Source organism: Streptomyces sp. DSM 42067 (genome assembly GCF_055792885.1).
Window position 1 is genome coordinate 7,153,902 of record NZ_CM147706.1, and the last position, 21,062, is coordinate 7,174,963.

At 69.2% G+C, this 21,062-nt stretch carries 19 protein-coding genes and 1 pseudogene; 10 read left to right on the forward strand and 10 right to left on the reverse strand.

Annotation, left to right across the window (positions count from 1 at the left end):
* The first annotated feature begins 20 nt into the window (after positions 1-20).
* Positions 21-989 (forward strand): metallophosphoesterase, encoded by a 969-nt coding sequence (locus ACSMXV_RS32270; RefSeq protein WP_473174663.1) that lies wholly within the window; start codon positions 21-23, stop codon positions 987-989.
* Between the two features lie 65 nt (positions 990-1,054).
* Here the strand turns inward: ACSMXV_RS32270 and ACSMXV_RS32275 are convergent, their stop codons facing one another.
* From ACSMXV_RS32275 to ACSMXV_RS32305, 7 genes are all read right to left on the reverse strand, one after another.
* Positions 1,055-3,172 carry a PQQ-dependent sugar dehydrogenase gene (locus tag ACSMXV_RS32275; RefSeq protein WP_473174664.1) on the reverse strand — a complete coding sequence of 706 codons (2,118 nt, stop codon included), beginning with the start codon at positions 3,170-3,172 and terminating at the stop codon, positions 1,055-1,057.
* Positions 3,173-3,176: 4 nt separating this feature from the next.
* The gene (locus tag ACSMXV_RS32280; RefSeq protein WP_473174665.1) at positions 3,177-4,142 is read right to left on the reverse strand and encodes a LamG-like jellyroll fold domain-containing protein; all 966 of its coding nucleotides are present in this window, start codon (positions 4,140-4,142) and stop codon (positions 3,177-3,179) included.
* Positions 4,143-4,217: 75 nt separating this feature from the next.
* The gene (locus ACSMXV_RS32285) at positions 4,218-5,069 is read right to left on the reverse strand and encodes an ABC transporter ATP-binding protein (RefSeq protein ID WP_473174666.1); all 852 of its coding nucleotides are present in this window, start codon (positions 5,067-5,069) and stop codon (positions 4,218-4,220) included.
* Positions 5,059-5,808 (reverse strand): ABC transporter ATP-binding protein, encoded by a 750-nt coding sequence (locus tag ACSMXV_RS32290; RefSeq protein WP_473174667.1) that lies wholly within the window; start codon positions 5,806-5,808, stop codon positions 5,059-5,061. The genes ACSMXV_RS32285 and ACSMXV_RS32290 overlap by 11 nt, the downstream gene beginning before the upstream one ends.
* Positions 5,805-6,914 carry a branched-chain amino acid ABC transporter permease gene (locus ACSMXV_RS32295; protein ID WP_473174668.1) on the reverse strand — a complete coding sequence of 370 codons (1,110 nt, stop codon included), beginning with the start codon at positions 6,912-6,914 and terminating at the stop codon, positions 5,805-5,807. The genes ACSMXV_RS32290 and ACSMXV_RS32295 overlap by 4 nt, the downstream gene beginning before the upstream one ends.
* Positions 6,898-7,785: a branched-chain amino acid ABC transporter permease gene (locus tag ACSMXV_RS32300; RefSeq protein WP_473174669.1), complete on the reverse strand. Its 888-nt coding sequence runs from the start codon at positions 7,783-7,785 to the stop codon at positions 6,898-6,900. The genes ACSMXV_RS32295 and ACSMXV_RS32300 overlap by 17 nt, the downstream gene beginning before the upstream one ends.
* 7 nt (positions 7,786-7,792) lie before the next feature.
* Positions 7,793-9,055, reverse strand: coding sequence for an amino acid ABC transporter substrate-binding protein (locus tag ACSMXV_RS32305; RefSeq protein ID WP_473174670.1), 1,263 nt, complete (start codon positions 9,053-9,055; stop codon positions 7,793-7,795).
* Between the two features lie 146 nt (positions 9,056-9,201).
* Here ACSMXV_RS32305 and ACSMXV_RS32310 point away from each other — a divergent pair, with 146 nt between their 5' ends.
* The 6 genes from ACSMXV_RS32310 (at position 9,202) to ACSMXV_RS32335 (ending at position 15,314) form a co-directional block, all read left to right on the forward strand.
* Positions 9,202-10,236 carry a LacI family DNA-binding transcriptional regulator gene (locus ACSMXV_RS32310; protein ID WP_473174671.1) on the forward strand — a complete coding sequence of 345 codons (1,035 nt, stop codon included), beginning with the start codon at positions 9,202-9,204 and terminating at the stop codon, positions 10,234-10,236.
* Between the two features lie 250 nt (positions 10,237-10,486).
* Positions 10,487-11,629 carry an ABC transporter substrate-binding protein gene (locus tag ACSMXV_RS32315; RefSeq protein ID WP_473174672.1) on the forward strand — a complete coding sequence of 381 codons (1,143 nt, stop codon included), beginning with the start codon at positions 10,487-10,489 and terminating at the stop codon, positions 11,627-11,629.
* Positions 11,630-11,714: 85 nt separating this feature from the next.
* The gene (locus ACSMXV_RS32320) at positions 11,715-12,623 is read left to right on the forward strand and encodes an ABC transporter ATP-binding protein (protein WP_473174673.1); all 909 of its coding nucleotides are present in this window, start codon (positions 11,715-11,717) and stop codon (positions 12,621-12,623) included.
* On the forward strand, positions 12,620-13,444 hold the full coding sequence (locus ACSMXV_RS32325; RefSeq protein ID WP_473174674.1) for an ABC transporter permease: 825 nt from the start codon (positions 12,620-12,622) through the stop codon (positions 13,442-13,444). Before ACSMXV_RS32320 ends, ACSMXV_RS32325 begins: the two co-directional genes overlap by 4 nt.
* Entirely contained in the window at positions 13,441-14,340 is a 900-nt protein-coding gene (locus tag ACSMXV_RS32330) for an ABC transporter permease (RefSeq protein WP_473174675.1), read from the forward strand. Before ACSMXV_RS32325 ends, ACSMXV_RS32330 begins: the two co-directional genes overlap by 4 nt.
* Before the next feature lie 233 nt (positions 14,341-14,573).
* Entirely contained in the window at positions 14,574-15,314 is a 741-nt protein-coding gene (locus ACSMXV_RS32335) for an aminoglycoside phosphotransferase family protein (RefSeq protein ID WP_473174676.1), read from the forward strand.
* A gap of 109 nt (positions 15,315-15,423) precedes the next feature.
* Here the strand turns inward: ACSMXV_RS32335 and ACSMXV_RS32340 are convergent.
* Positions 15,424-15,702: pseudogene (locus ACSMXV_RS32340) on the reverse strand (helix-turn-helix domain-containing protein); the annotation flags it as partial.
* A 148-nt stretch (positions 15,703-15,850) separates the two neighbouring features.
* Between ACSMXV_RS32340 and ACSMXV_RS32345 the strand changes: the two are divergent.
* Both ACSMXV_RS32345 and ACSMXV_RS32350 read left to right on the forward strand, forming a co-directional pair.
* Complete coding sequence (locus ACSMXV_RS32345) at positions 15,851-16,261, forward strand: ATP-binding protein (protein ID WP_473174677.1); 411 nt, start codon at positions 15,851-15,853, stop codon at positions 16,259-16,261.
* Between the two features lie 185 nt (positions 16,262-16,446).
* Positions 16,447-17,469: a DMT family transporter gene (locus ACSMXV_RS32350; RefSeq protein ID WP_473174678.1), complete on the forward strand. Its 1,023-nt coding sequence runs from the start codon at positions 16,447-16,449 to the stop codon at positions 17,467-17,469.
* A gap of 88 nt (positions 17,470-17,557) precedes the next feature.
* Here ACSMXV_RS32350 and ACSMXV_RS32355 read toward each other — a convergent pair whose 3' ends face one another.
* Together ACSMXV_RS32355 and ACSMXV_RS32360 are read right to left on the reverse strand one after the other, a co-directional pair.
* Positions 17,558-18,304 (reverse strand): SAM-dependent methyltransferase, encoded by a 747-nt coding sequence (locus ACSMXV_RS32355; RefSeq protein WP_473174679.1) that lies wholly within the window; start codon positions 18,302-18,304, stop codon positions 17,558-17,560.
* Between the two features lie 271 nt (positions 18,305-18,575).
* Complete coding sequence (locus ACSMXV_RS32360) at positions 18,576-19,976, reverse strand: FG-GAP repeat domain-containing protein (RefSeq protein ID WP_473174680.1); 1,401 nt, start codon at positions 19,974-19,976, stop codon at positions 18,576-18,578.
* A gap of 518 nt (positions 19,977-20,494) precedes the next feature.
* On the opposite strand from ACSMXV_RS32360, the gene ACSMXV_RS32365 reads away from it, so the two are divergent.
* The gene (locus ACSMXV_RS32365; RefSeq protein WP_473174681.1) at positions 20,495-21,028 is read left to right on the forward strand and encodes a hypothetical protein; all 534 of its coding nucleotides are present in this window, start codon (positions 20,495-20,497) and stop codon (positions 21,026-21,028) included.
* Positions 21,029-21,062: the final 34 nt, after the last annotated feature.

The following is a 21,062-nucleotide window of genomic DNA, read 5'->3' on the forward strand; positions in this document are numbered from 1 at the left end:
CAGCGATTGCCCTGAGTGCGTTGTCCCTTGCTCTTTCGGCCCAGCCTGCGTCCGCCGGCCCTGAGGAGCGGCCCTTCACCTTCGCGATGATCGGCGACATTCCGTACGGCGACGCCCAGGCCGCCGACTTCCCGAAGGTCGTGGCGCAGATCAACGCCGACCCTGATGTACAACTCGTGGGCCACCTCGGTGACATCAAGAGCGGCTCGACCGTCTGCAGCGACGAGTACTTCGGGTTCATCAGGTCGGAGTTCGACACGTTCGAGGATCCGCTGGTCTACACGCCCGGCGACAACGAGTGGACCGACTGCCACCGGCCCAGCGCGGGACCGTACAACCCGCTGGAGCGGTTGGACGCCATCCGGGAGGTGTTCTTCGCGCGGCCGGGCTGGACGCTCGGGCAGGACAGTGTCCGCGTGGCCTCGGGGGCCGACGCGGGCTACCCCGAGAACGTCTCGTACCGGCGAGCCGGTGTGGCGTTCGCAGCCGTGCACATCGTCGGCAGCAACAACGGCATGGCGCCGTGGACGGGCAACACGGCGGCGACGCCCGAGCAGGCCGCTGAGGTCAAGGGACGTACGGCCGCGGCCGTGCAGCTGATCCGCGACACCTTCGACCAGGCCCGCCGCCACCACAACAAGGCGGTCACCCTGCTCACTCAGGCCGACATGTTCGACCCGACCGTCACGGACCCCGCCTTCGCCAACTACGACGCGTTCCAGCCGATCGTCCGGACGATCGCCGAGGAGTCGGCCCGGTTCGACGGGCAGGTGTACCTGCTCAACGGCGACAGCCACGTCTACAACAGCGACAAGCCGCTGGACAGCGGCTCCAAGTGGCTCGCCTTCTACGGCGTCACGACCGCCGCCCCGAACCTCTCCCGCGTCACCGTGGACGGGTCGAACAACGGCACCAACTACCTGAAGGTCACCGTCGACCCGGGAAGCAAGCAGGTCCTGACCTGGACGCGGGTGCCCTTCACCTTCTGAGTCATCTTTCCGAACGTGCCGTCGCCGGCCCCTGTCCACTGTGACCAGGGGCCGGCGACGCGCTGTCATTCGGCCACCGGGGTCCCTGTGACCTTCAACTCGCGCAGCCGCCCGATGTTGTCGAACGACCCGAAGCCGACCCGGCCGGAGCCCAGCGTCGTGTCGACGGCGGTCATCAGAGGCCGGTTCGACCCGTCGACGTAGACCGCGATCTCACCGGTGCCGGGGCAGTGCACCACGCGCACGGTGTGCCAGGCCGTGTCCGTGATGGCCGGTGGCGCGCCGGTACGGCCGTTCCACTGGTCCTCGATCCGCTTCCGGTCGGCATCGTTCACCACGAAGATCCCGTTGTGCGGATAGATCGTGTTGTCCGTCGAGAGATGGGCGTAAGAGAACTTCGTGTCCGACTGATGGCCGAACACGATGATCACGTCCCGGTTGGTGACCTCGACCGGGGTGTCGAGGCGCACCTCGCCCTCGATCCTTACCGGCCCGAAGCGGGGACCGGCGGTCAGCACGGCGTACTCGAACGGCCGCCGGGGGCCGGGTCGTTGGGTTCCGGCCTCGGCGAGGATCACCTCACTGCCCGGGAAACGCCACTTGGCGGGCGTCACCGGGGCCCAGTTCTCCGCGCCCATGACGTCGGTGACCTTGGTGTCTCCGGTGTCGCAGGAGGCGAACGTCCGCGTTCCGGTGACCTTCCAGATCTTGCCGTTCGCCTTGGAGAGCAGATAGAGCTCGCCGTCGGCGTCGCGGCCGAATCGCAGGTCGACCCGGTCGTCACCGGCCAGGTCCTGCATCGTCACGCGCTTGCCGCTCTCGTCGTACACCATGAGCTCGTAGAGGGGCGCCAGGTCCCCGCTGCCGCGGCGCATCTGCGCGGACTCGGCGTAGAGCAGCCGGCCGTCGACGAGGTCGCCGAAGATGTACGCGCCCTGCAGCTCGGGCATCAACTGCCCGCGGTAGACGAAGCCACCCACGATGGCCCGTCCGACGTCGGATGTACAGTTCCAGCCGGCGGGCGGGTCGTGGTCGTAGGCGGCCACGGGGTACGTGTAGCCGTACCGTGCGTCGTCCTCAGGGAGCGGGAGAATACGCGCGCAGGGATCGGTGGCCGTCTTGTCGAAGACGAACGCCCCTTCGCGTTCGCTCCAGCCCAGGTTGTCGCCCGCACGCACCTCGTAGACCGACTCGATGGCGTGCTCGCCGATATGGCCGAGGTACATCCGGTGGCTGCCGGCCGGGTCCCAGCTGAAGCGGTGCGGGTCGCGCATGCCGTACGCGTAGATCTCGCCCAGCGCGCCCGGTGTGCCGGTGAACGGGTTGGCGGCCGGGATGCCGTACTTGCCGTTGGCGCTGTCGCTGCCGCGCGGGTCGATGCGCAGGATCTTGCCGTGGGGCAGGGCGAGGTTCTGCGGCTCGGTGTTCCTGACGCCCTGGCCGCCGTCGCCGACGGCGACGTACAGCAGGCCGTAGTCCTTGTCGTCGGGCTCGACGGTCGGGTTGAAGTCGATCTGCTGGATGCCGTGGATCTGCCCCGCGAACCCGAGGCGGAGGAGTTCGCGGCGGGTGCCGCTGAAGGTGTCGGCGGCGGGGTCGTCGGCGGTCCACTCGGTGATGACGCCGTGGAAGTTGGTGTTCGCCGCCTGCCGCATGTCGGGCTGGGCGGTGGTGGCGGTGGCGGCCTCGGTGTGGACGGTGTAGAAGCGGCCGTTCTTCTTGAAGTCGGGGTCGAAGGTGACGAAGCCGAAGCCCTGGCCGAGGCCGCGGCTGGCGAAGAAGGCGGGGGCGAAGGTGGCGCCGATGTCCAGATAGACGTGCGGCTTGCCGTCTTCGACGAGGTAGAGCTTGCCGTTGAGGTCGGGGACTGCCATGCGGCCGGATCCGTCGGGGAGTTCGCTCAGGTGGTTGATACGGGCGTGGCGGACCAGCCGTGCATCGGTGACCGGTCCGGGCGGCGGATCGGTCTTCGGGAAGGAGGCGAACTCCTCGACGGTCAGCCCGATGCCGGAGGCCGCGGGCCGCTCGGGTATGGGATCCGTGAGGGCCTCCGCAGCCCGCGCCGTGGAGGCGGGCAGGGCTACCAGGGCGGAGAGGACCAGGGCGAGTGCGAGGAGGGGGATCAGCAGGAGCTGTCTGTGTCGGCTCTCGGAGGGACTCGGTGTGGCGGAGGGTCTGGGCATGGTGTCACTCCTTCGTGGTCACCAGTCGGTACTGAGCCCGTATCAGGTCGCCGTCCACGGCGTGATCGAGGAACATCAGGTCGTCCATGCGGCAGTTGCAGGGGTTCTGCTCCCGGGTGTTCTGCGGGAAGCTGCCGCCGATCTTGATGCCCCGGGGGTCGGTGTCGGAGGTGCGGTGCGGCCCGGGACCCGCGAGGTCCCACGGATCGCCGGAGACCGCGTAGAAGCCGTCCAACGGCTCGCCGTTGCGGTACAGCGCCATGGCGCCGGTGTTGAAGTCGAAGGTCGCGGCGAGGAAGACCCACTCGTCGGGCGGCAGCAGGGTGCGCCAGTCCTCGGAGGCGGCGAAGGTCTGGGAGCTCGCGCCGTCGATGCGCCGGCCGAGTGCGACAAGCCGCAGCTCGCCGTTCACGTTGATGAGTTCGAGCAGGGCGCGGACCGCGTGTCCGTCGGAGTCGCCGGAGAGGACCCCGGCCAGGCCGATGGCGTTGAACAGGTCGCTCGGGTTCGCCGTATTGGTGTTGGGGCTGGGGTTCTGGCCGGTCATCTTGAACCACCCCATGACGGTGGTCCCCTTGACCGCGTTGAAGGCGTTCAGGGTGGACACGCCGGAAGGCCCGTACACGCCCGCCTTCCAGTCGTCGTTGCCCGCCGAGGCCGGATTCACCTGCTTGACCTGGAGGGATGTCCGGCTGCCTTGGTGTGCTCCGTCGGCCGTGCGCATCTGTGCGCCACCGTTGACGAGGTCGATGTCGGTGCCGGAGAAGCCCTGGTCCTGTTCCCGGGAGGGACTGTCGGCGACGGGATGTTCGAAGTCGTAGTGCGCGGCGAGGTGGGGTCTGAGTCCGGGGTGTACGGCGGGCGGTGGCCCGTCGTCGTCGCGGGCCCCGGCGGGTGCCGCCGCCAGAGCCGTGAAGGCTGTCAGGAGAGCGGCGAGCGCCGCTCCCGCGTACCGTCTGCGCTTGAACATGTCACTCGCTCCTTTGCGAGGCGTGTTGCGAGGCAGTGTTTACGAGGCAGTGTCAGCAGTGTCAGGTGATCGCCGTCATCGCCCGGGCGAGGCGGGAGGCTGCGCCGGTCGTCCCCCGAGATAGAGCTCGCCGAGCTGCGGGTCGGCAAGCAACTCGCGGGCGGGCCCGGTGATATGGACACGGCCGAGGTCCAGTACGCATCCGATGTCGGCGGTCTCCAGGGCGCGGCGGGCGTTCTGCTCGACGAGCAGCACCGCCGTGCCCGCCTCCCGCATCCGCACGATCTGTTCGAAGACGATGCTCGTCGCCTTCGGGTCGAGCCCCATGGACGGCTCGTCGAGCAGCACCACCCTGGGCCTGACCATCAGCGAGCGAGCGAACTCCACCTGCTTCTGCTGCCCACCGGAGAGCAGCCCGGCCAGACTCGTCCAGCGCTCGGCGACGAGGGGGAACAGGTCGCGTACGAACTCGACCCGCTCGGCGACGACCGCCTTGTCCTTGATCGTGTAGCCGCCGAGGAGCACGTTCTCGGCGACCGTCATCTCGCGGAAGACGCTGTGACCTTGGAGGACGTGGGCGACTCCGGCGGCGAGCAGTCGCTGAGGACCGCGGCCGGTGACGTCCTCGCCGTCGACCAGGACCCGGCCGGAGCGCGGCGCCAGCAGCCCGCTGGCCACCTTCAGCACGGTCGACTTGCCCGCGCCGTTCGGGCCGACCAGGCAGACGACGGCTCCGGCCGGCACTCGCACCGTCAGGCCGCGCAGCACCAGGGCCGCCCGCCCGTATCCGGCGCGGATGTCGTCGAGTTCGAGGAGGAAGTCGGAGGCGGAGGAGACAGGGTCGGAGACGGAGCCGGAATCCGGGGATACAGAACCGGAAACAGGAGAGACAGAGCCGGAAACAGGGGAGACAGAGTCAGACGCCAAGGTATGCCCCGAGGACTCGTTCGTCGGACTGGATCACCGAGGGCGCGCCTTCCGCGATCGGTCGGCCGCGGTCGAACACGACGACGTGGTCGCTGAGACTCATCACCATGTCCATGTTGTGTTCGACGATCAGGAACGTCCTGCCCTCGGCGTTGAGTTCGCGCACAAGATCGCAGATACGGTCGATCAGCGCGGGGTTCACCCCGCCCGCCGGTTCGTCCAGCAGGATCAGATCGGGGTCGCTCATCAGCACCCCGGCCAGTTCCAGGAGCTTCTGCTGCCCCCAGGAGAGGTTGCGGGCCTCCGCGTTCTCCAGGTGCTCGATGCCCATCCGGGTGAGCCAGCCCCGGGCTCGCTCCACCTCCTCGCGTTTACGGGCGCCCGCGAGCTGGGCGGCGAGGTTCCCGGGCCGGGCGCCGACGAGCAGGTTGTCCAGCACCGTCATCCGTGGGAAGACCCGGCACAGCTGGAAGGAGCGCCCGATCCCGGCCCGCGCGATCCGGTGCGGCGGCTTGCCGGTGATGTCCCGGCCGCGGTACGTCGCCCGGCCCGAGTCCGGGCGGATCATCCCGGTGACGCAGTTGAAGAAGGTGGTCTTGCCGGAGCCGTTCGGACCGATCAGGGCGTTGACCTTGCCGTGCTGAAAGGACACGGTGGCGGCGTCCAGTGCGGTGACTCCGCCGAAGGCCTTGGTGAGCCCGACGGTCGCCAGCCCTTGCTCGCCTGCTTCCGCGCTCACTGCCTCACCTCTCTCTTCCCGTTCGGCTGACCGTCCGTCCGGCCCTCCGATGGGGAGTCCGGGGCATCCGCCTCGCGTTCCGCCCGCAGTTCGGCGGCGGTGACCTCACGGATCGACGTCTCGCCGGTCCGGAACATGCGCGCGACGAGACCGGTGACGGCCGGGATGACGCCGTCCGGCATGAACATCACGACGACGGCAAGGAGGAGTCCGGCGAAGACCAGGTGCAGCGGGGTGTCCCCGTACTCGACCTTGGAGTACTCGAGGCCGTACCCGACGATCACGGCCCCGAGCAGCGGCCCGTAGAGATGCCGTACGCCGCCGAGGAGCGCCATCAGCACCATGTACGCGCCGCTCAGGATCGAGAACTGGAAGACCGGGTCGAGGTCGCCGAACCACAGCCCGTAGAGCCCTCCGGCCAGCGCGGTGAAGGTCGCGGACACCACGAAGACGACGAGCTTGTACGTGTACGTGGGGGTGCCCAGCGACTGGGCCTTGTCCTCGTCCTCGCGGATCGCCTTCAGCCCCATGCCGAACCGGGACCGGTCGATGATCCACCAGGCGAGCAGCGCCACCGCGAGCAGCGCCGCGAACAGGAAGTAGAACACCTCGTGGTGCTCGGCGCGCAGCATGCCGGGGAACGGCCGCGGCACCACCAGGCCGCGGGAGCCGCCGGTGAACGACGCCCAGCTCTGGAAGACCAGCAGCAGGATCAGCACCAGGGCGATCGAGACGATGACGAAGGACGCGCCGCGCACCCGCAGGGCGGCATAGCCGACGGGTACGGCGAGCACGGCCACCAGGGCCGCGGCGGTGAACAGCGCCGCGAACGAGGGCAGTTCGGCCTTGGTGACCAGCAGTCCCGTCCCGTAGGCGCCGAGTCCGGCGAAGGCACCGTGGCCCAGGGAGATGTAGCCCGTGAAGCCGCCGACGAAGTTCCAGGAGGTCGAGAGCACCGCGTAGTTGAGGATGGCGATGCCCACGGTCAGTTCGTACGGGCTCGGCACGAAGGACGGGAAGGACAGCGTGACCGCGATCCCGGCGAGCAGCGCTCCCAGCCGCAGGAACCTTCCGCTGCGGCGCAGGGCTTCAGAACCTCTGGGCAAGACGACCCCCGAAGAATCCCTGCGGCCGCACGGCCAACGTGGCGAAGAGCGCGACGTAGAACACCGTCTGCGCCCACGTCGTGCTCAGCTCCAGCTGGAGCAGGCTCTGCGTCATGCCGAGAGCCATGGCCGCGATGGCCGCTCCCGGCACGCTGCCGAGGCCGCCGACGACGATGATCGCCATCAGCGGGCCGATCCAGTGCCAGTGCAGCGACGGATAGATCGTGGTGTCCAGCGCGAGCGCCGTGCCGCCGACGGCAGCGGTGGCGAGACCGAGTCCGAATCCGTATCCGGCGATCCGGTCGGTGTCGATGCCGAGCAGCTGAGCGGCCTCGCGATGCTGGATCGTGGCCCGCAGCGCCTGCCCGAACCTGCTGCGCTTCATCAGCAGATACAGCCCGAGCAGCGCTGCCGCCGCCATCCCGAACGCGATCAACTTGACCACCGCGATGCGGGCGCCGAAGAACTCCAGGCTGGCGGAGGAGTAGCCGAGCCGGATGCGGCGCTGGGTGCCGGAGAAGGCGTAACCGAGGAGCCCTTCGATGACGAGGGCGACGGAGAAGGTCAGCAGCACCGACATCATGGTCAGCGTCGCCGGGCGCAGCCGCGTGAGGAGCAGCCGCTGCATGGCCACACCGACCGCGAAGAACAGCGGCACGGTGACGAGGAGGGTGAGCAGCGGGTCGACGCCGAGCTCCCGGTGGGCGTACCAGGCGAGATACGCGGCGAGGATCAGAAACGCGGAGTGGGCGATCATCACGACGCGCATGACGCCGAAGTACAGCGTCAGGCCGGCCGCCAGGAGGGCGTAGAGCCCTCCCAGCAGCACACCCAGGACGATGCTCTGGAAGACGAGACTCGCGGAGGGCACGCGGGCATCACCACTTCGGCTTGGGGTAGACCAGATCGGCTTCCTTCTGTGCCTCCGGGAGCACGATCTGGATCTCGCCGTCGACCCACTGCTGGATCATGTGCGCGCTCTGCGGGCGGCCCTTGTCGTCCCACTTCAGGGGACCGACGACGGTCTCCACCTCGTTGCCGCGCAGCCAGTCGATGAGCTTCTCCTGGCATTCCGGGTCCTGCGAGGCGCACTTGGCGGCCTCGACGGCCGCGGCGACGACCTGGCCCGTGGTGTAGGCGTTGGCCTCGTCCTCCTCCGGGGCCTTGCCGAACTGCTCGGTGTACTTCTCGACGAACTCCTTGTTGCTCGGGTAGTCCGCGTGCTGCGTGTATCCGGTGGGCGCGAGGATGCCCTCGGTCTTGTTGCCGATGGCCTTGGCGAACTCCGGTTCCGTGGGGGCGGTGGAGAAGGCGGCCATCTTCGGCTGGTAGTTCAGCTGCTGGAGGGCGACGATCAGGTTCACGCCGTCCTGGTACTGGGAGCCGCCCACCACCATGTCGGCCTTCGAAGCGGCGATCTTCGCGGCGATGCTGCTGAAGTCGGTGGTGTTCGGTGGGTAGACCTCGTTGGCGACGGTCTTGATGCCGCCCTTCTCCAGCTTGTCCTTGAGTCCGTACGCCGTTCCCTGGGCGAAGGGGTCGTCCATCGCGGCGTACGCCACGGACGTAGGACGCTCGTCCTCGGGCAGCGCCAGGATGTGGTCGGCGAGATGGTTGTAGTGGTCGTTCGCGACGGCCGGTGCCGCGTAGAAGAGGTTCTTGAACCCCTGGGTGAAGACTTCCGGCGCCGCGCCCGCGGGCTCGACGAAGAGCATGCCGTACTCCTCCGCCACGCGGGCCGAGGGCACCACGAGCCGGGTCGAGAACGGGCCGAAGACCAGGTCGACCTGGTCCTTGCCGATCAGCTGCTCGTAGTCGGACACCACGCGGTCGGCGTTCGACTGGTCGTCGAGGATCTTCAACTCGACCTTGCGGCCGAGCAGTCCGCCCTTGTCGTTGACGATCTTGGCCCATGCCTTGTAGCCGCGTTCCACACCCTTCCCGGGCTCCGAGAAGTCCCCGGTCAGCGGCAACGAGACACCGATGACGATGGGATCGTCGGGCGATTCTTCCGAGCCGCCGCCCGAGCCGCAGCCGGCGGCGACCAGCGCGGCGGCGGACACGGTGGCGGCGATCCGGGCAGTTCTGGCAGTTCTTGCCGTTCTGGCAGTTCTCCTTGGCTGGTGCTTGGTTGTGCTCATCGCTGGACTCCCCTTGTCCGCAGGCACTGTCCGCACGAAAGCGCTTTCGCGAGCGCTTGCGTACCATGTAATCCGCGTCACATGGTCTGGACAACCGTCGTGCAAGGACCAGTTTCCGAAGCCCTGTTCAGAGGCGGTGACGAAATATGCCAAGGCCCCGTTCGCGGTTACGGCTCGCCGATGTGGCCGAGCGCGCCGGCGTATCACTGACCACGGCCTCCCGGGCCCTCGCGGGACGGGACGGCGTGCGCGAGGAGGTGGCCGAGCGGGTCCGCCGCATCTCGCAGGAACTCGGCTATGTGGCCAATCCGCATGCCCGCACCCTGGCCGGCGGAACGGCATCGACCGTCGGCCTGATCGTCCATCAGATCGACGACCCGTACTTCTCGGAGATCGCGGGCGGGGTCATCCAAGTGGCGGGCGAACAGAACCTGATCGTCCAGATCTGCCACTCCGGCCGCGATCCGCAGAACGAGCTGCGCCAGGTCCGCCATCTGATCGCCCAGCGCGTGGGCGTCGTCATCATCGCGGGCTCCGGATACGTCGATCCCCGCATGGAGGCCGAGTCCAAGGCCGAACTGTCGGCCTTCCAGAACTCGGGCGGACGGCTCACCGTGATCGGCCGTCACTTCCTCGGCGCCGACGCCGTGCGCCCCGACAACAAGGCGGGCGCCGAGACCGTCACCGGTCATCTGCTGTCGCTGGGGCACCGACGGATCGCCGTGGCCGCGGGCGACGCCCGCCTGTCCACCGTCGCCGACCGGCTCGCCGGGGTGGCGGCCGCGCTGGAACGGGCCGGGCTGTCGGCGGCCGGTCTGCCCGTCGTACACACCGACTTCACCCGCGGCGGCGGCCGGGACGCCGCCGAGCGGATCCTGCGCGACCACCCCGGCACCACCGCGATCGTCGCCCTCAACGACGCCATGGCCATCGGCGTCCTCTCCGCCCTCCGCGAGCACGGCGTGCCCGTCCCCCACCGGATGTCGGTCGCCGGATTCAACGACATCTCGATCGCGGCGGACCTCGCCCCCGGCCTCACCACTGTGCGGCTGCCACTCGCCGAGATGGGCCGCCAGGCCCTCTGCCTGGCGCTGATGCCGCGCGCGTCCCGGCCCCGCCGGAAGTCGACGGGGCATGCGCTGGTGGTACGGGACTCCACCGGGCCTGCGCCGTCAGTGTGAGTGATCAGCCCGGCGACACGCTTCGCAGTGCTGCCGGCACATGATCCGCCGTGATCCGACGCGGCACCGCCAGGGCGAGCGGCTTTCCCCATGTGGGCCCGCTCGTCGGTATCGCGTGACCTCGCCAACCTCCCGTGTGCGGCAAATCGGAAACATGCCCATTACGGAGAAGGGACTTCTCGGCAACACCCCGTTCCTACTGTCCTCCGCACGCGCCGGGCTCACTGGCGCCGGGGAAGGAACCTGTGCCATGACCAGCGAAGACAGACACAACAGAGCGAACCGCGCCGGCGCGGAGGGGATGCCGGCGCTGCGCGCCCGCTCTTCGATCGATCGCAGGCGGTTCCTGGTCCGCGGCCTCCAGGCCGGCGGACTCGCCGTGTTCGGCGGCCCGCTGCTCGCGGCCTGCGGGTCCGATTCCGGCTCCACAGCGTCCTCGGGGTCGTCGGCCTCGGGGTCGAAGGGCTTCGGAGAGCTGACGTTGCGCTTGTCCTGGATCAAGAACGTGGAGTTCGCGGGGAGTTACATCGCGGACAGCAAGGGCTACTACACGGACGAGGGCTTCTCCAAGGCCACGCTCATCGGCGGCGGCCCCTCGGCCACCCCGATGGAGACCGACGTCGTCACCAAGAAGGCGCTCGTCGGGATCAGCGCACCCGACATCACCGGTGCCGCCATCGTCAAGGGCGCACCGCTCAAGATCATCGGTGCCCAGTACCAGAAGAACCCCTTCTGCATCATGTCGATGGCGAAGGACCCGATCACCAAGCCGGAGGACATGTACGGCAAGAAGATCGGCGTCCAGGCCAGCAACGAGTCGGTCTGGGCGGCGTTCGTGAAGGCCGCCAAGCTCGACGCGTCGAAGATCACCAAGGTGCCGGTGCAGTTCGACCCGCTGCCGCTCACCCAGGGCACGGTCGACGGCTGGTTCTCCTTCGTCACCAACGAGCCCAACGCCCTGCGCCTGAAGGGGTTCGACGTCGAGACGTTCCTGCTCGCCGATGTCGGCTACCCGCTGGTCTCCGAGGCGTACATCGTGCGGCAGGACACCATCGACAAGCAGCGCGATCTGCTCAAGGCCTTCCTGCGCGCGGAGATCCGCGGCTGGAAGGACAGCATCGCCGACCCGGCGCTCGGCGCGAAGCTCGCCGCCGAGACGTACGGCAAGGGGCTCGGCCTCACGACCGAGGAGCAGACCCTCGAGTCGAAGGACCAGAACAAGCTGATCCTCACCGCGGACACCAAGAAGAACGGCCTCTTCACGGTCACGCAGGAGCTGCTCGAGGAGAACATCCAGACGCTGAAGTACGGCGGTGTCGACATCACCGCGGAGAAGCTGTTCGACCTCTCGCTCCTCGAAGAGGTCTACAAGGAGGACCCGAGCCTCATCTGACGCACGGCGCCCTCGTCCGATACCCAGTCGTCGGCGTCTTCCGACCGCGGCGACCGCCGCCCAGACACACAGAGGTCCACAACTGATGAGCACCGCAGCCAAGGACGCGTCCGGCATGCCCGACACGCCTGACCTGGGGGACGCCGCCTCGGGGGAAGCCGCTCCGACAGAGGACGGTGCGACAGGGGCCGCTCCGGTGGAGACCGGCACCGGCACCGGGCTGTCCCTGCGCGGGCTGAGCAAGGAGTTCCGCCTCGGCAGGCGCCGGGTGAGAGCCCTCGACGCCGTCGACCTCGACACCCGCGAAGGGCAGTTCCTCGCGCTGCTCGGGCCGTCCGGCTGCGGCAAGTCGACCGTCCTGCGCATCCTCGCCGGTCTCGACACGCCGACATCAGGCACGGCGCTCGTACACGGCGAGGATCCGGAGTCCGCCCGGCGGCGGCACCACCTCGGCATCGCCTTCCAGGACAGCGCGCTGCTGCCCTGGCGCTCGGTCACCTCCAACATCCGGCTGCCGCTGGAGATCAGCGGCATGTCGGCCGACCGCTCGGTGGTCTCCGACCTCATCAAACTGGTCGGACTCGAAGGCTTCGAGAAGGCCCGCCCGGCCCAGCTCTCGGGCGGTATGCGGCAGCGCGTCGCCATCGCTCGCTCGCTCGTCGTCGACCCGAAAGTACTCCTGCTCGACGAGCCGTTCGGCGCCCTCGACGACATGACCCGGCAGCGGCTCAACCTGGAACTGCAGCGCATCTGGCAGGCGCGTGCGGTGACGACGCTGCTGGTCACGCACTCCATCAACGAGGCGGTGCTGCTGAGCGACACCGTCGCCGTCATGTCGCCGAGGCCCGGCCGGATCGTGGAGACCGTATCCATCGACCTGCCGCGGCCGCGTACGCCGGAGATGATGCGCTCGCCGGAGTTCCACGCCTACGCCGACCAGCTCTCCGAGCTGCTGTTCGGCCGGCTCGAGACGTCCGGAACGGCGGCACTGTGAGCGCGCAGACACCCGCGTACCCGGCCGCCGGGCTACGCCGGATACTGCGACCGCCGTCCGCATGGGCCGGGGGCGCGGCAGGCATCGTCGTCCTGCTCGCGGCCTGGTCCCTGCTGGCCACGACCGTGCTCGGCACCGGTGACGGCGTCCCGACGCCCTGGGCGGTGGTGAGCAAGATCTTCGAGGACGGCTGGACGTTCTACGGCCCCCACATCGGCCAGACCGCCGACGAGGCCGTACGCGGCTACCTCCTCGGCAACGGCCTGGCACTGGCCTGTGCGGTCCTGGTGCTGCTCGTGCCCCAACTGGAACGGCTGATCGTCCAGCTCGCCGTCGCCTCGTACTGCCTGCCCATCGTGGCCGTCGGGCCGATCCTGTCGCTCGTCCTCGACGGGGACAAGCCGATGGCGGCGATGGCCGGCCTCTCGGTCTTCTTCACCACGCTCGTCGGCGCCCTGCTGGGGCTGCGCTCGGCCGACCGGGCCTCGCTCGACCTGGTGCGCGCCTACGGCGGCGGACGGTGGCAGCAGATGCGCCGCGTACGCCTCGTCGCCGCGCTGCCCAGCACACTCGCCGCACTCAAGATCGCCGCACCCGCCGCCCTGCTCGGCGCCATCATCGGGGAGTACCTCGGCCGGGTGGACAACGGCCTGGGCATCGCCATGACGATCAGTCAGCAGCAGCTCGACGTGACCCGCACCTGGGGCATCGCCCTGGTGTCGGGCGCGGTGGCAGGCGTGGGTTACGGCGCGGTCGGGCTCGTCGCCCGGTTCGCCGTGCCGTGGTCGCGCAGTACGACGGTGGAGGGCGGGGGCGTATGAGCACGACCGCATGGGGGACCACGACAGACCCTGCCGGACCGCCGCCCGCCGGGGGGACGAGCGCGGCACCGGACCGGGGGGACACGGTGCGACACCGCGCCGCCGGGGCAGCCCGCCTGCTGCGCCCGCTCACCAACCTGGTCACCACTCTGGCCGCCGTCATAGCGCTGTGGATCGTCTTCCTGCAGGTCTACGAACTCGACCCGCTGGTGGCCAAGTCACCCGCCGACGTGTGGCGTTACCTCTTCGAAGGCGCGCAGGCCGCCGAGCACCGCTCGATCGTGGCGTCCGGCCTCGGCCGCACGCTGCTCGACGCCGGCCTCGGCTTCGCAGCGGGCCTCGCGGCTGCCGTGGCCGTGGCCCTCGTCTTCGTACTCTCCCGGAGCGTCGAACAGGCACTCCTGCCCATCGCGGTCGTCGTGCGATCCGTGCCGCTGGTCGCCATGACCCCGCTGATCACGCTGATCTTCGGACGTGACCTGCTGGGTACGACCGTCATCAGCGGACTCGTCGTGTTCTTCCCCGCGCTGGTCACCATGACCTTCGGCCTCAGATCCGCGTCCCGTCAGGCCGCCGACCTGTGCCGCGCGTACGGCGGCGGCGACTGGACGGTGGCCCGCAAGGTGATGCTGCCCAGCGCGGTACCGGCGTTCTTCGCCAGCGCCCGGGTCGGCGTACCGGGGGCACTTATCGGTGCGATGCTCGCCGAGTGGCTCTCCACAGGCAAGGGCCTCGGCTACGCCATGCTGCAGGACTCCTCGACCTTCGACTACGACCACCTGTGGGCGTCGGTGGCGGTGCTCACCGCGGTGTCGGCGCTGGCCTACAACGCCATCGCGGCCGTGGAGACCCTGGCCCTGGCCCGCTTCGCCCCCGACACCCGCCCGGGCGGCTGAGGACGGACACGGCGGGGACGGAGGGCACCACGGGACGGCGACAGGGGCGGTCGACCTTCGGCTCGGCCCGGCACGCCGCAACGGCTGCACGCTGATCGCCGACCCGGGCGGACGCCACGTCGACGGCATGGCCCGCGACCTCGCCACCGCCGGGATCCGCGCGCTCCTCGGGCGCAGCAGCATGGACGACGGCGAGGGCGCCCGCCCGCCGACGGTGCTGCAATACTCGCGGCATGGCCGAGACGCCTGACGACGTCGTCCCGTTGAGGGGAGGCCGTATCACCCGAGGCGTTGTCCGTATCGGTGACACGGTCCGAAGGCCGTCGTCCGCGTCCTCGCCGCTTGTCGCTGAGCTGCTCGGACTGCTGGAGAGCCGAGGGTTCGCAGGGGCACCGCGCTTTCTCGGTCGGGACGAGACAGGGCGGGATAAGTACAGCTATGTGCCGGGCTGGGTTCCGGAAAGACTCCGGCCGTGGACCGACGCCCAGGTCGCTGCGGCAGGTGCGCTGGCGCGTGCCATGCACGAGGCCACTCGGGGCAGCGGTCTTGCCGGTCGGCACCAGGTCGTATGCCACCACGACCTGGGTCCCAACAACGCCGTCTTTCAGGACGGGGTACCGGTCGCCTTCATCGATTTCGACATGGCCGCGCCAGGCAGCCCGCTGGAGGATGTGGGGTATATGGCCTGGCTGTGGTGCGTGTCCTCGAAGGCGGACGCGCCTCCGGTGGACGTTCAGGCCACCCAGGTTCGTGTGCTGGCCGACGCCTATGGTCTGGCCGGCCCCGAGCGAGACGTAGTGGTCGACGCGATGCTGGAACGCCAGGCCCGCAACGTCCGTTTCTGGGCCGAGGTGCAGGCCGGTGCCGGGTCCGTCGAGACCACTCGCGAGCAGATCGTCGCTCGCATCGGTTGGACCCGGCGCGAGCATGGGCACAACCCACGCCAGACAGCACGTCTGACATGGGATCACTAAGCTGATCAGAGACGCTGATCGCCTGCTGCTCCAGGTCCGCCCACTGGCGAAACCAAGACGCCAGCCCCTGCTTCCGAGTCAGATGCTTCGCCGCCTTCCGGAGCACGCCCAGGCCGTCGAGTGCCTGCTCCGCCCGCTCGACGAACTCCTTGGAAGGAAGCCGTCTGCCCTGCTCGACGGAGGCGACGAAGTGGGGTGAGTACCCCATGTCCCCGGCCAGTGCCTCCTGGGTGATGCGCGCGTTCTCGCGGAAACCCTGGAGGACGGCGCCGAAGGTCTTGAGACTGTCCGACGGTTCAGGTTCGCTGGTGCCGCAGTGGTCGCTGTTGCTGTCGGCCATGTCCGGGTCCGCCCGAGTGCAATGGTGTCCGCCCCGCAAAGCACCCATCGTTACAGTGAGTTACCCGTACCGTCCGCCCCTCGTACCCGTACGCTGACTCAGCGTACGGCTTGAGCGCCTGGTGAACGGGGGTGCCGACGCTGACCGTTGAGCCATGTCGTCCCAGACGAAACCGCAAAGACCGGTTACCGTACGTGTGTTCAGCCAACAACTCAGCTCCACGCCCCGCGGCGCCCGCCTCGCCCGCCGTCTGGTCGCCGAGCGGCTCGACGCGTGGGGCTGGCCGTACGCGTCGGAGCTGAACGAAGCCGTCACGCTGATCACGGCCGAACTCGCCGCGAACGCGGTCCGGCACGGGCGTCTGCCGGGCCAGGACTTCCGTATCCGGCTGACGGCGACGGAAGGGACCGTACGGATCGAGGTCGAGGACGCGAAAGGGAGCGGCTGCCTGCGATGTTCCCTGTGGGCGGCGATGCCGAGGGCGGCCGGGGCTGGTGCTCGTCGACTCGCTGGCGGACCGGTGGGGAGTGGACCCGCGTACAGACGGCGTGGGCAAGACCGTCTGGGCGGAGGTCCGGGATCACGAGCCGGTCGGGAACCGGGCTGACAGGGCGGGCAGCAGCCGCAGGTGACCGCCCTGGCCCGGCGCCCGCGCCAGCGTGCCGGCCAGGTACGATCGCGGGGTGAACACCTACTGGCACGTCGTTCTGCCGCCTCTCTGCGCCTGACCGGGCGCAGACACTGACGGTTTGATCCGTGGCCCCGGCCGCTCCGCAGGGCGGTCAGGGGGTTATGTCGTGCGCCCGTTTCGGATCGAGTCCCAGACGCATTCGACGACGGAAGATCACGACTGTGCCGAACCGCACTTCCCCCCTGGCTCCCGCGCGCCCGGCCGCCGCCGGCCCGCGCCCTCCTCGCACCGGTTTCCTCAGCGGTCCCGCGCCTATCCTCACCTCGGCTGTGCTGTGGGGTACGACCGGGACTGCCAGTTCCCTGGCCCCAGCCGGTGCACCGGCGGCGGCCATCGGCTGCGCCGGTCTCACCCTCGGCGGCATCCTGCTGTTCCTCACCTCCCGCGGCGCCCGCTCGTTGCCCGCCGCCTGCACGCGCCCCGAGCGGTGGCTGCTCGTCCTGGGTGCGTTGGCGGTGGCCGGGTATCCGGTCACCTTCTATCCGGCGGTGGCTCGGACCGGCGTGGCTGTGGCCACCGTGATCGCGTTGGGCAGCGCGCCGGTCTTCGCCGGACTGCTGTCCTGGATCACCGGACAGGCCCGGCCGACCGCACGCTGGACCGGCGCCACCGCGGCCGCCGTGCTGGGCTGCACCCTTCTGGTGCTGGGCCCCGGGCTCACCGGACATGCCACGCCGATGGACCTGACGGGCGTCTTGCTTGCCGCATGCGCCGGACTGTCGTACGCCGCCTACTCGCTGATCGGCGGCAGGCTCATCACGAGCGAACACCCTTCCGATGCGGTGATGGGCATGCTGTTCGGCGCAGCCGGGCTGCTCGTCCTGCCGCTCGTGCTGTTCGTCAACATTCACTGGCTCGCCACCACCCGCGGTGCGGCGGTGGCTGTGTACCTCGCCCTGTTCACCGTCTACCTGGCCTACCGGCTCTTCGGGCACGGACTGCGCCGCACCCCCGCGTCGGTGGCCACGTCGCTGACCCTGGCTGAGCCCGCCGTTGCGGCGATCCTGGGTGTCACCGTCCTCGACGAACGCCTCCCGGCCGCCTCCTGGTGCGGGCTGGCTGTGCTCGGTCTGGGCCTGGTCCTCCTTACCGTCCCTGTCGGCATCGGCAGCCGGGGCCGGTAGCGTCCCAGGAACCCAAGGCCGAATACAGCGCTGAGTCACAGCAGGTGAGCCCCGGCGGGTTGCGCCGGGGCTCACCCGGGCTGGTGCGTCAGCGGTTCATCAGTACGAACACGCCCCACCCGAGGTATTCGCGCTGGTACCTGGCGTGCTGGACAGGTGACGTGGCGAGTTCCGCGCGCATCTCGTCGGCCAGCTCGTCGTCGGGGTTGGCGTCGAGCCAGCGGCGGATGTTGAGCCACTGCGCCGCGACGTACCGGTCCCAGCTGTCCTGGTCGGCCAGGACCATTTCGACGACGTCGCAGCCCAAGTCGCGGAAATGCTCAAGCAGTTCCGGCAGCGGGAAAAGCTCCTCCTTGCGAGACATATGGCAGGCCTCGACGGTGGCCTGGTCCAGGGGCTCGCGGCGCCAGTACGGTTCGCCGATCAGCATCATGCCGCCGGGGGCGAGGCTGCGCCGAAGGAGTTCGACCGTGCCCGGCACGCCGCCACCGATCCAGGTGGCGCCCACGCATGCAGCGATGCCGACCGGATCGTCGGCGACATGGCCCGACGCGTCGCCGTGCACGAAGCCGACCCGGTCGGCCACGCCCAGCTCGACGGCCCGCGCGCGGGCGGCGCCGAGGAAGACGGTGCTGATGTCGACGCCGGTGCCGGTCACGCCGTGGTCGCGTGCCCAGGTGCACAGCAACTCGCCCTTGCCGCAGGCGAGATCGAGCACGCGCGTGCCCGGCGACGGGCTGATGGCCTGCCCCAGGATGGCCAGCTTCTCGCTGGTGAACGGGTTGCAGAGGCGATGACTGCTCTCGCGGATGGTGATGCTACGTGGCAGATCCACTTCTGGGAGTCCTTTGGTTCGAAGAGGTCAGAACGGCTGGGGAAAGCGGCCGGTGGAAGTTGGCCGCGATTGCCTGGACCGTCATGAAATGCACCTCTTCGGACGCGCGAACAGCAGGGACCGGCCGACGGTACGGCCCCTGGGATCGTCATGTCCATCTGATTTCGCGTCCTGCGGGAAGGCGCCTTATCACCACCGTCCGGCGTCCTGGCTGCGCCGGTACGCCGCCCACCGACACCACACCGCCGCGCGAACGGCCAAAGCAACAGCCTCAGGAGGTGCGCGGAGCGAGGCTCGTCGTCGTGAAGGACGTCTTGTCCCTGGACGTCGTGCTGTCGGTGATCCACCAGTGGGTGGGGTCCTCGCCGTACAGGCCGAACAGGGTGCCGGGCGCCCAGTTGAGGATCAACTCGTCCTTGCCGTCACGGTCGAAGTCGGCGGCACCCGCGGGCCGGGCGTGCCGCCATTTCGCGGGCCCCTTCTGCACTTCGCGCAGGACAGAGGTGCGCTTGTCGCCGTCGATGAGCGTGGCACCCTCGTACGTGGCGACGAGGATGCCGTCGCGGCCGTCGCCGTCCGGGTCGGCGGCCACGAAACCGCCGGGCCCGTAGTCGGTGCCCGCACCCTCGGGCACCTCGGGCAGCCGGTACGTGACCGGTGCACCGCCACTGCCCGGGTACACGGCGAGCGATCCGTCGACTTCGGGCGCCTCCGTCTGGTAGCCGGGCTCGTTATTGCGGCCGCCATCGTCCCCGACGGCCACATCGCGCAGCCCGTCGCCGTCGAAGTCGCCGAACGCGTGGGCGTTGCCGAGGCGTAGCTGTCTGCCGTTCGCGGACAGGCCGGTGCCGCGGCGGGCCGGGTAGAGGATGCTGCCGGACTGCTCACCGTCGTCCTGTTCGTGGAGCAGCAGGGAGGTGGCGCGCGGCTCGCCGGACGGGTCGATGGCGTCCACGACGAGTTGGCCACCCGACAACGGCAGGCTGGTATCGGTGCGCGTCGGCACGCCGGACCGCGTGAACGGGCCGTACAGCACCACCAGGGACGACCCGTTCTTCGCGAGGCCCGCGAGGTCGTGGTGCCCGTCACCGTCGAAGTCGCCGCGCACCACGGTCTGAAGGCCGAGCTTCGATGCGCTCTGCGGCAGCCGCACCGGCGTCGCCCCGGCCCCTGCCGCGGGCCCGTCCGGTCCGCCCCAGGTCACGTACGTGACGGAGCGTGCGGCGACGATCCGCCGGTCCTCGACGCGCTCGCCCATGACGGTCGTGACGAAGTCCGGGAAGCCGTCACCGTCCAGATCGGCGACCGTGTCCGGGGCGAGAGGGCTGCTCGCGGCCACGTCCACCGGCTGATCCGGCAGGCCCAGGTCGCGGCGGTCGTAGACCGTGCGGGTCGAGGAGTCGAGCCCCTTCGCCGAGCCGTAGAGCACAACGATCCGTTCGCCGCCGGGGACGGGCAGCATGAGGTCGCGGTACCCGTCGCCGTTGATGTCGTCGGGGTCCTTCGACCCCTTCCCCGGGGCCGGCGCCCGGCTCTCGACCGGCGTGGTGGGTACCCCGACAGCAGGAGACGGCTCGTGGCCCGTTCCGCCACCGCCGCATCCGGTGAGCGGTGCGAGCACAACGCAGGCAGCGCAGACAGCGAAGGCCGACAGGGCGGTACGAGACTTCATGCGCCTCACCCTCACATCCCGCGCCGTGCCGACTCCAGTGGGATGGGACGACTGTTGCCCAGTTGCGATCAGAGGAACGCGGCGCGCCCGACCGGCCGAGACAGTCCGAACCGCCGCACTCGTTCGCCGGCATGTCGAAGACCATCAGCTTCACGAACAGCAGGCCGTACATCACCGACCAGCACAAGAGCGCGCCCGCGAGGGGGACGGCGACGAGCGCGGTGACCGTGACCAGCAGCGCAGGGTGGTGACCGTCGCCGTCCCTCCGCTTCCGCGGCACCTCGTCAGCCGGTTCGTCTCCCGGTTCGTCTGCCCGCCATGGCTTCAGACCCATGATCCCCCCAGGAACGCTCGGAGCCGCGGGGGAATTATGCGTTGTGAGGGAGCGACCGCGAACGGCCGGCTCCGGCCCGGTCCCGACGGTGCTGCTCACGAGGTTACGAGGCGGATGGAGTGGCTGAGTGGGAGGATGACGGAGGGGGATTGTTCCCGGCCAGTAGGTGACGGGAGGATCAGAGATGGAGATCAAGCCGCAGGCGGCCGTCCTCCCCAAGGACACAGACCAGCTTGAGCAGGGGAAATACGGGCCCGTTTTTCCGAAGACACCAGCGTGTTATGGGTTCACCATCATTGCGAAGGTCAAGCCGGGCCGGGCCGAGGCAGTACGTGAGTACGGCTACACCCTGGCCAAGGCGCTGGAGCAGGATCCGTATCTTCTGGCGCCGCTCAAGCTGCACTATCTGCGCTGGGTGCTCTTCGACGACGACGCTCGTTTCATGTATCAGGGGATCTTCGACACCGATTTCGACAAGTACACCGAGGATGCCATCGCTCTTTTCAGCAAGGCGGGGGTGAGTACGGTTTTCGAGAATCTCGAAGGGTTCCCCGAGGACTGGCGGACCAACCCCGAGGCGTTCGTCAGGTTCGTACGGGAACATCACTGTCCGAGCTTTATCGAGTACGGAGAGTATCCGTTCGTCGCGGCCGATGAGATCAAGAAGGCTCTGCGGATCAAGAGCTCACTGTCGGAGATGCTCGATCAAATGCAGTGAATGCGGAGTGCGGGACGCTTGTCCCGCTGTGGAT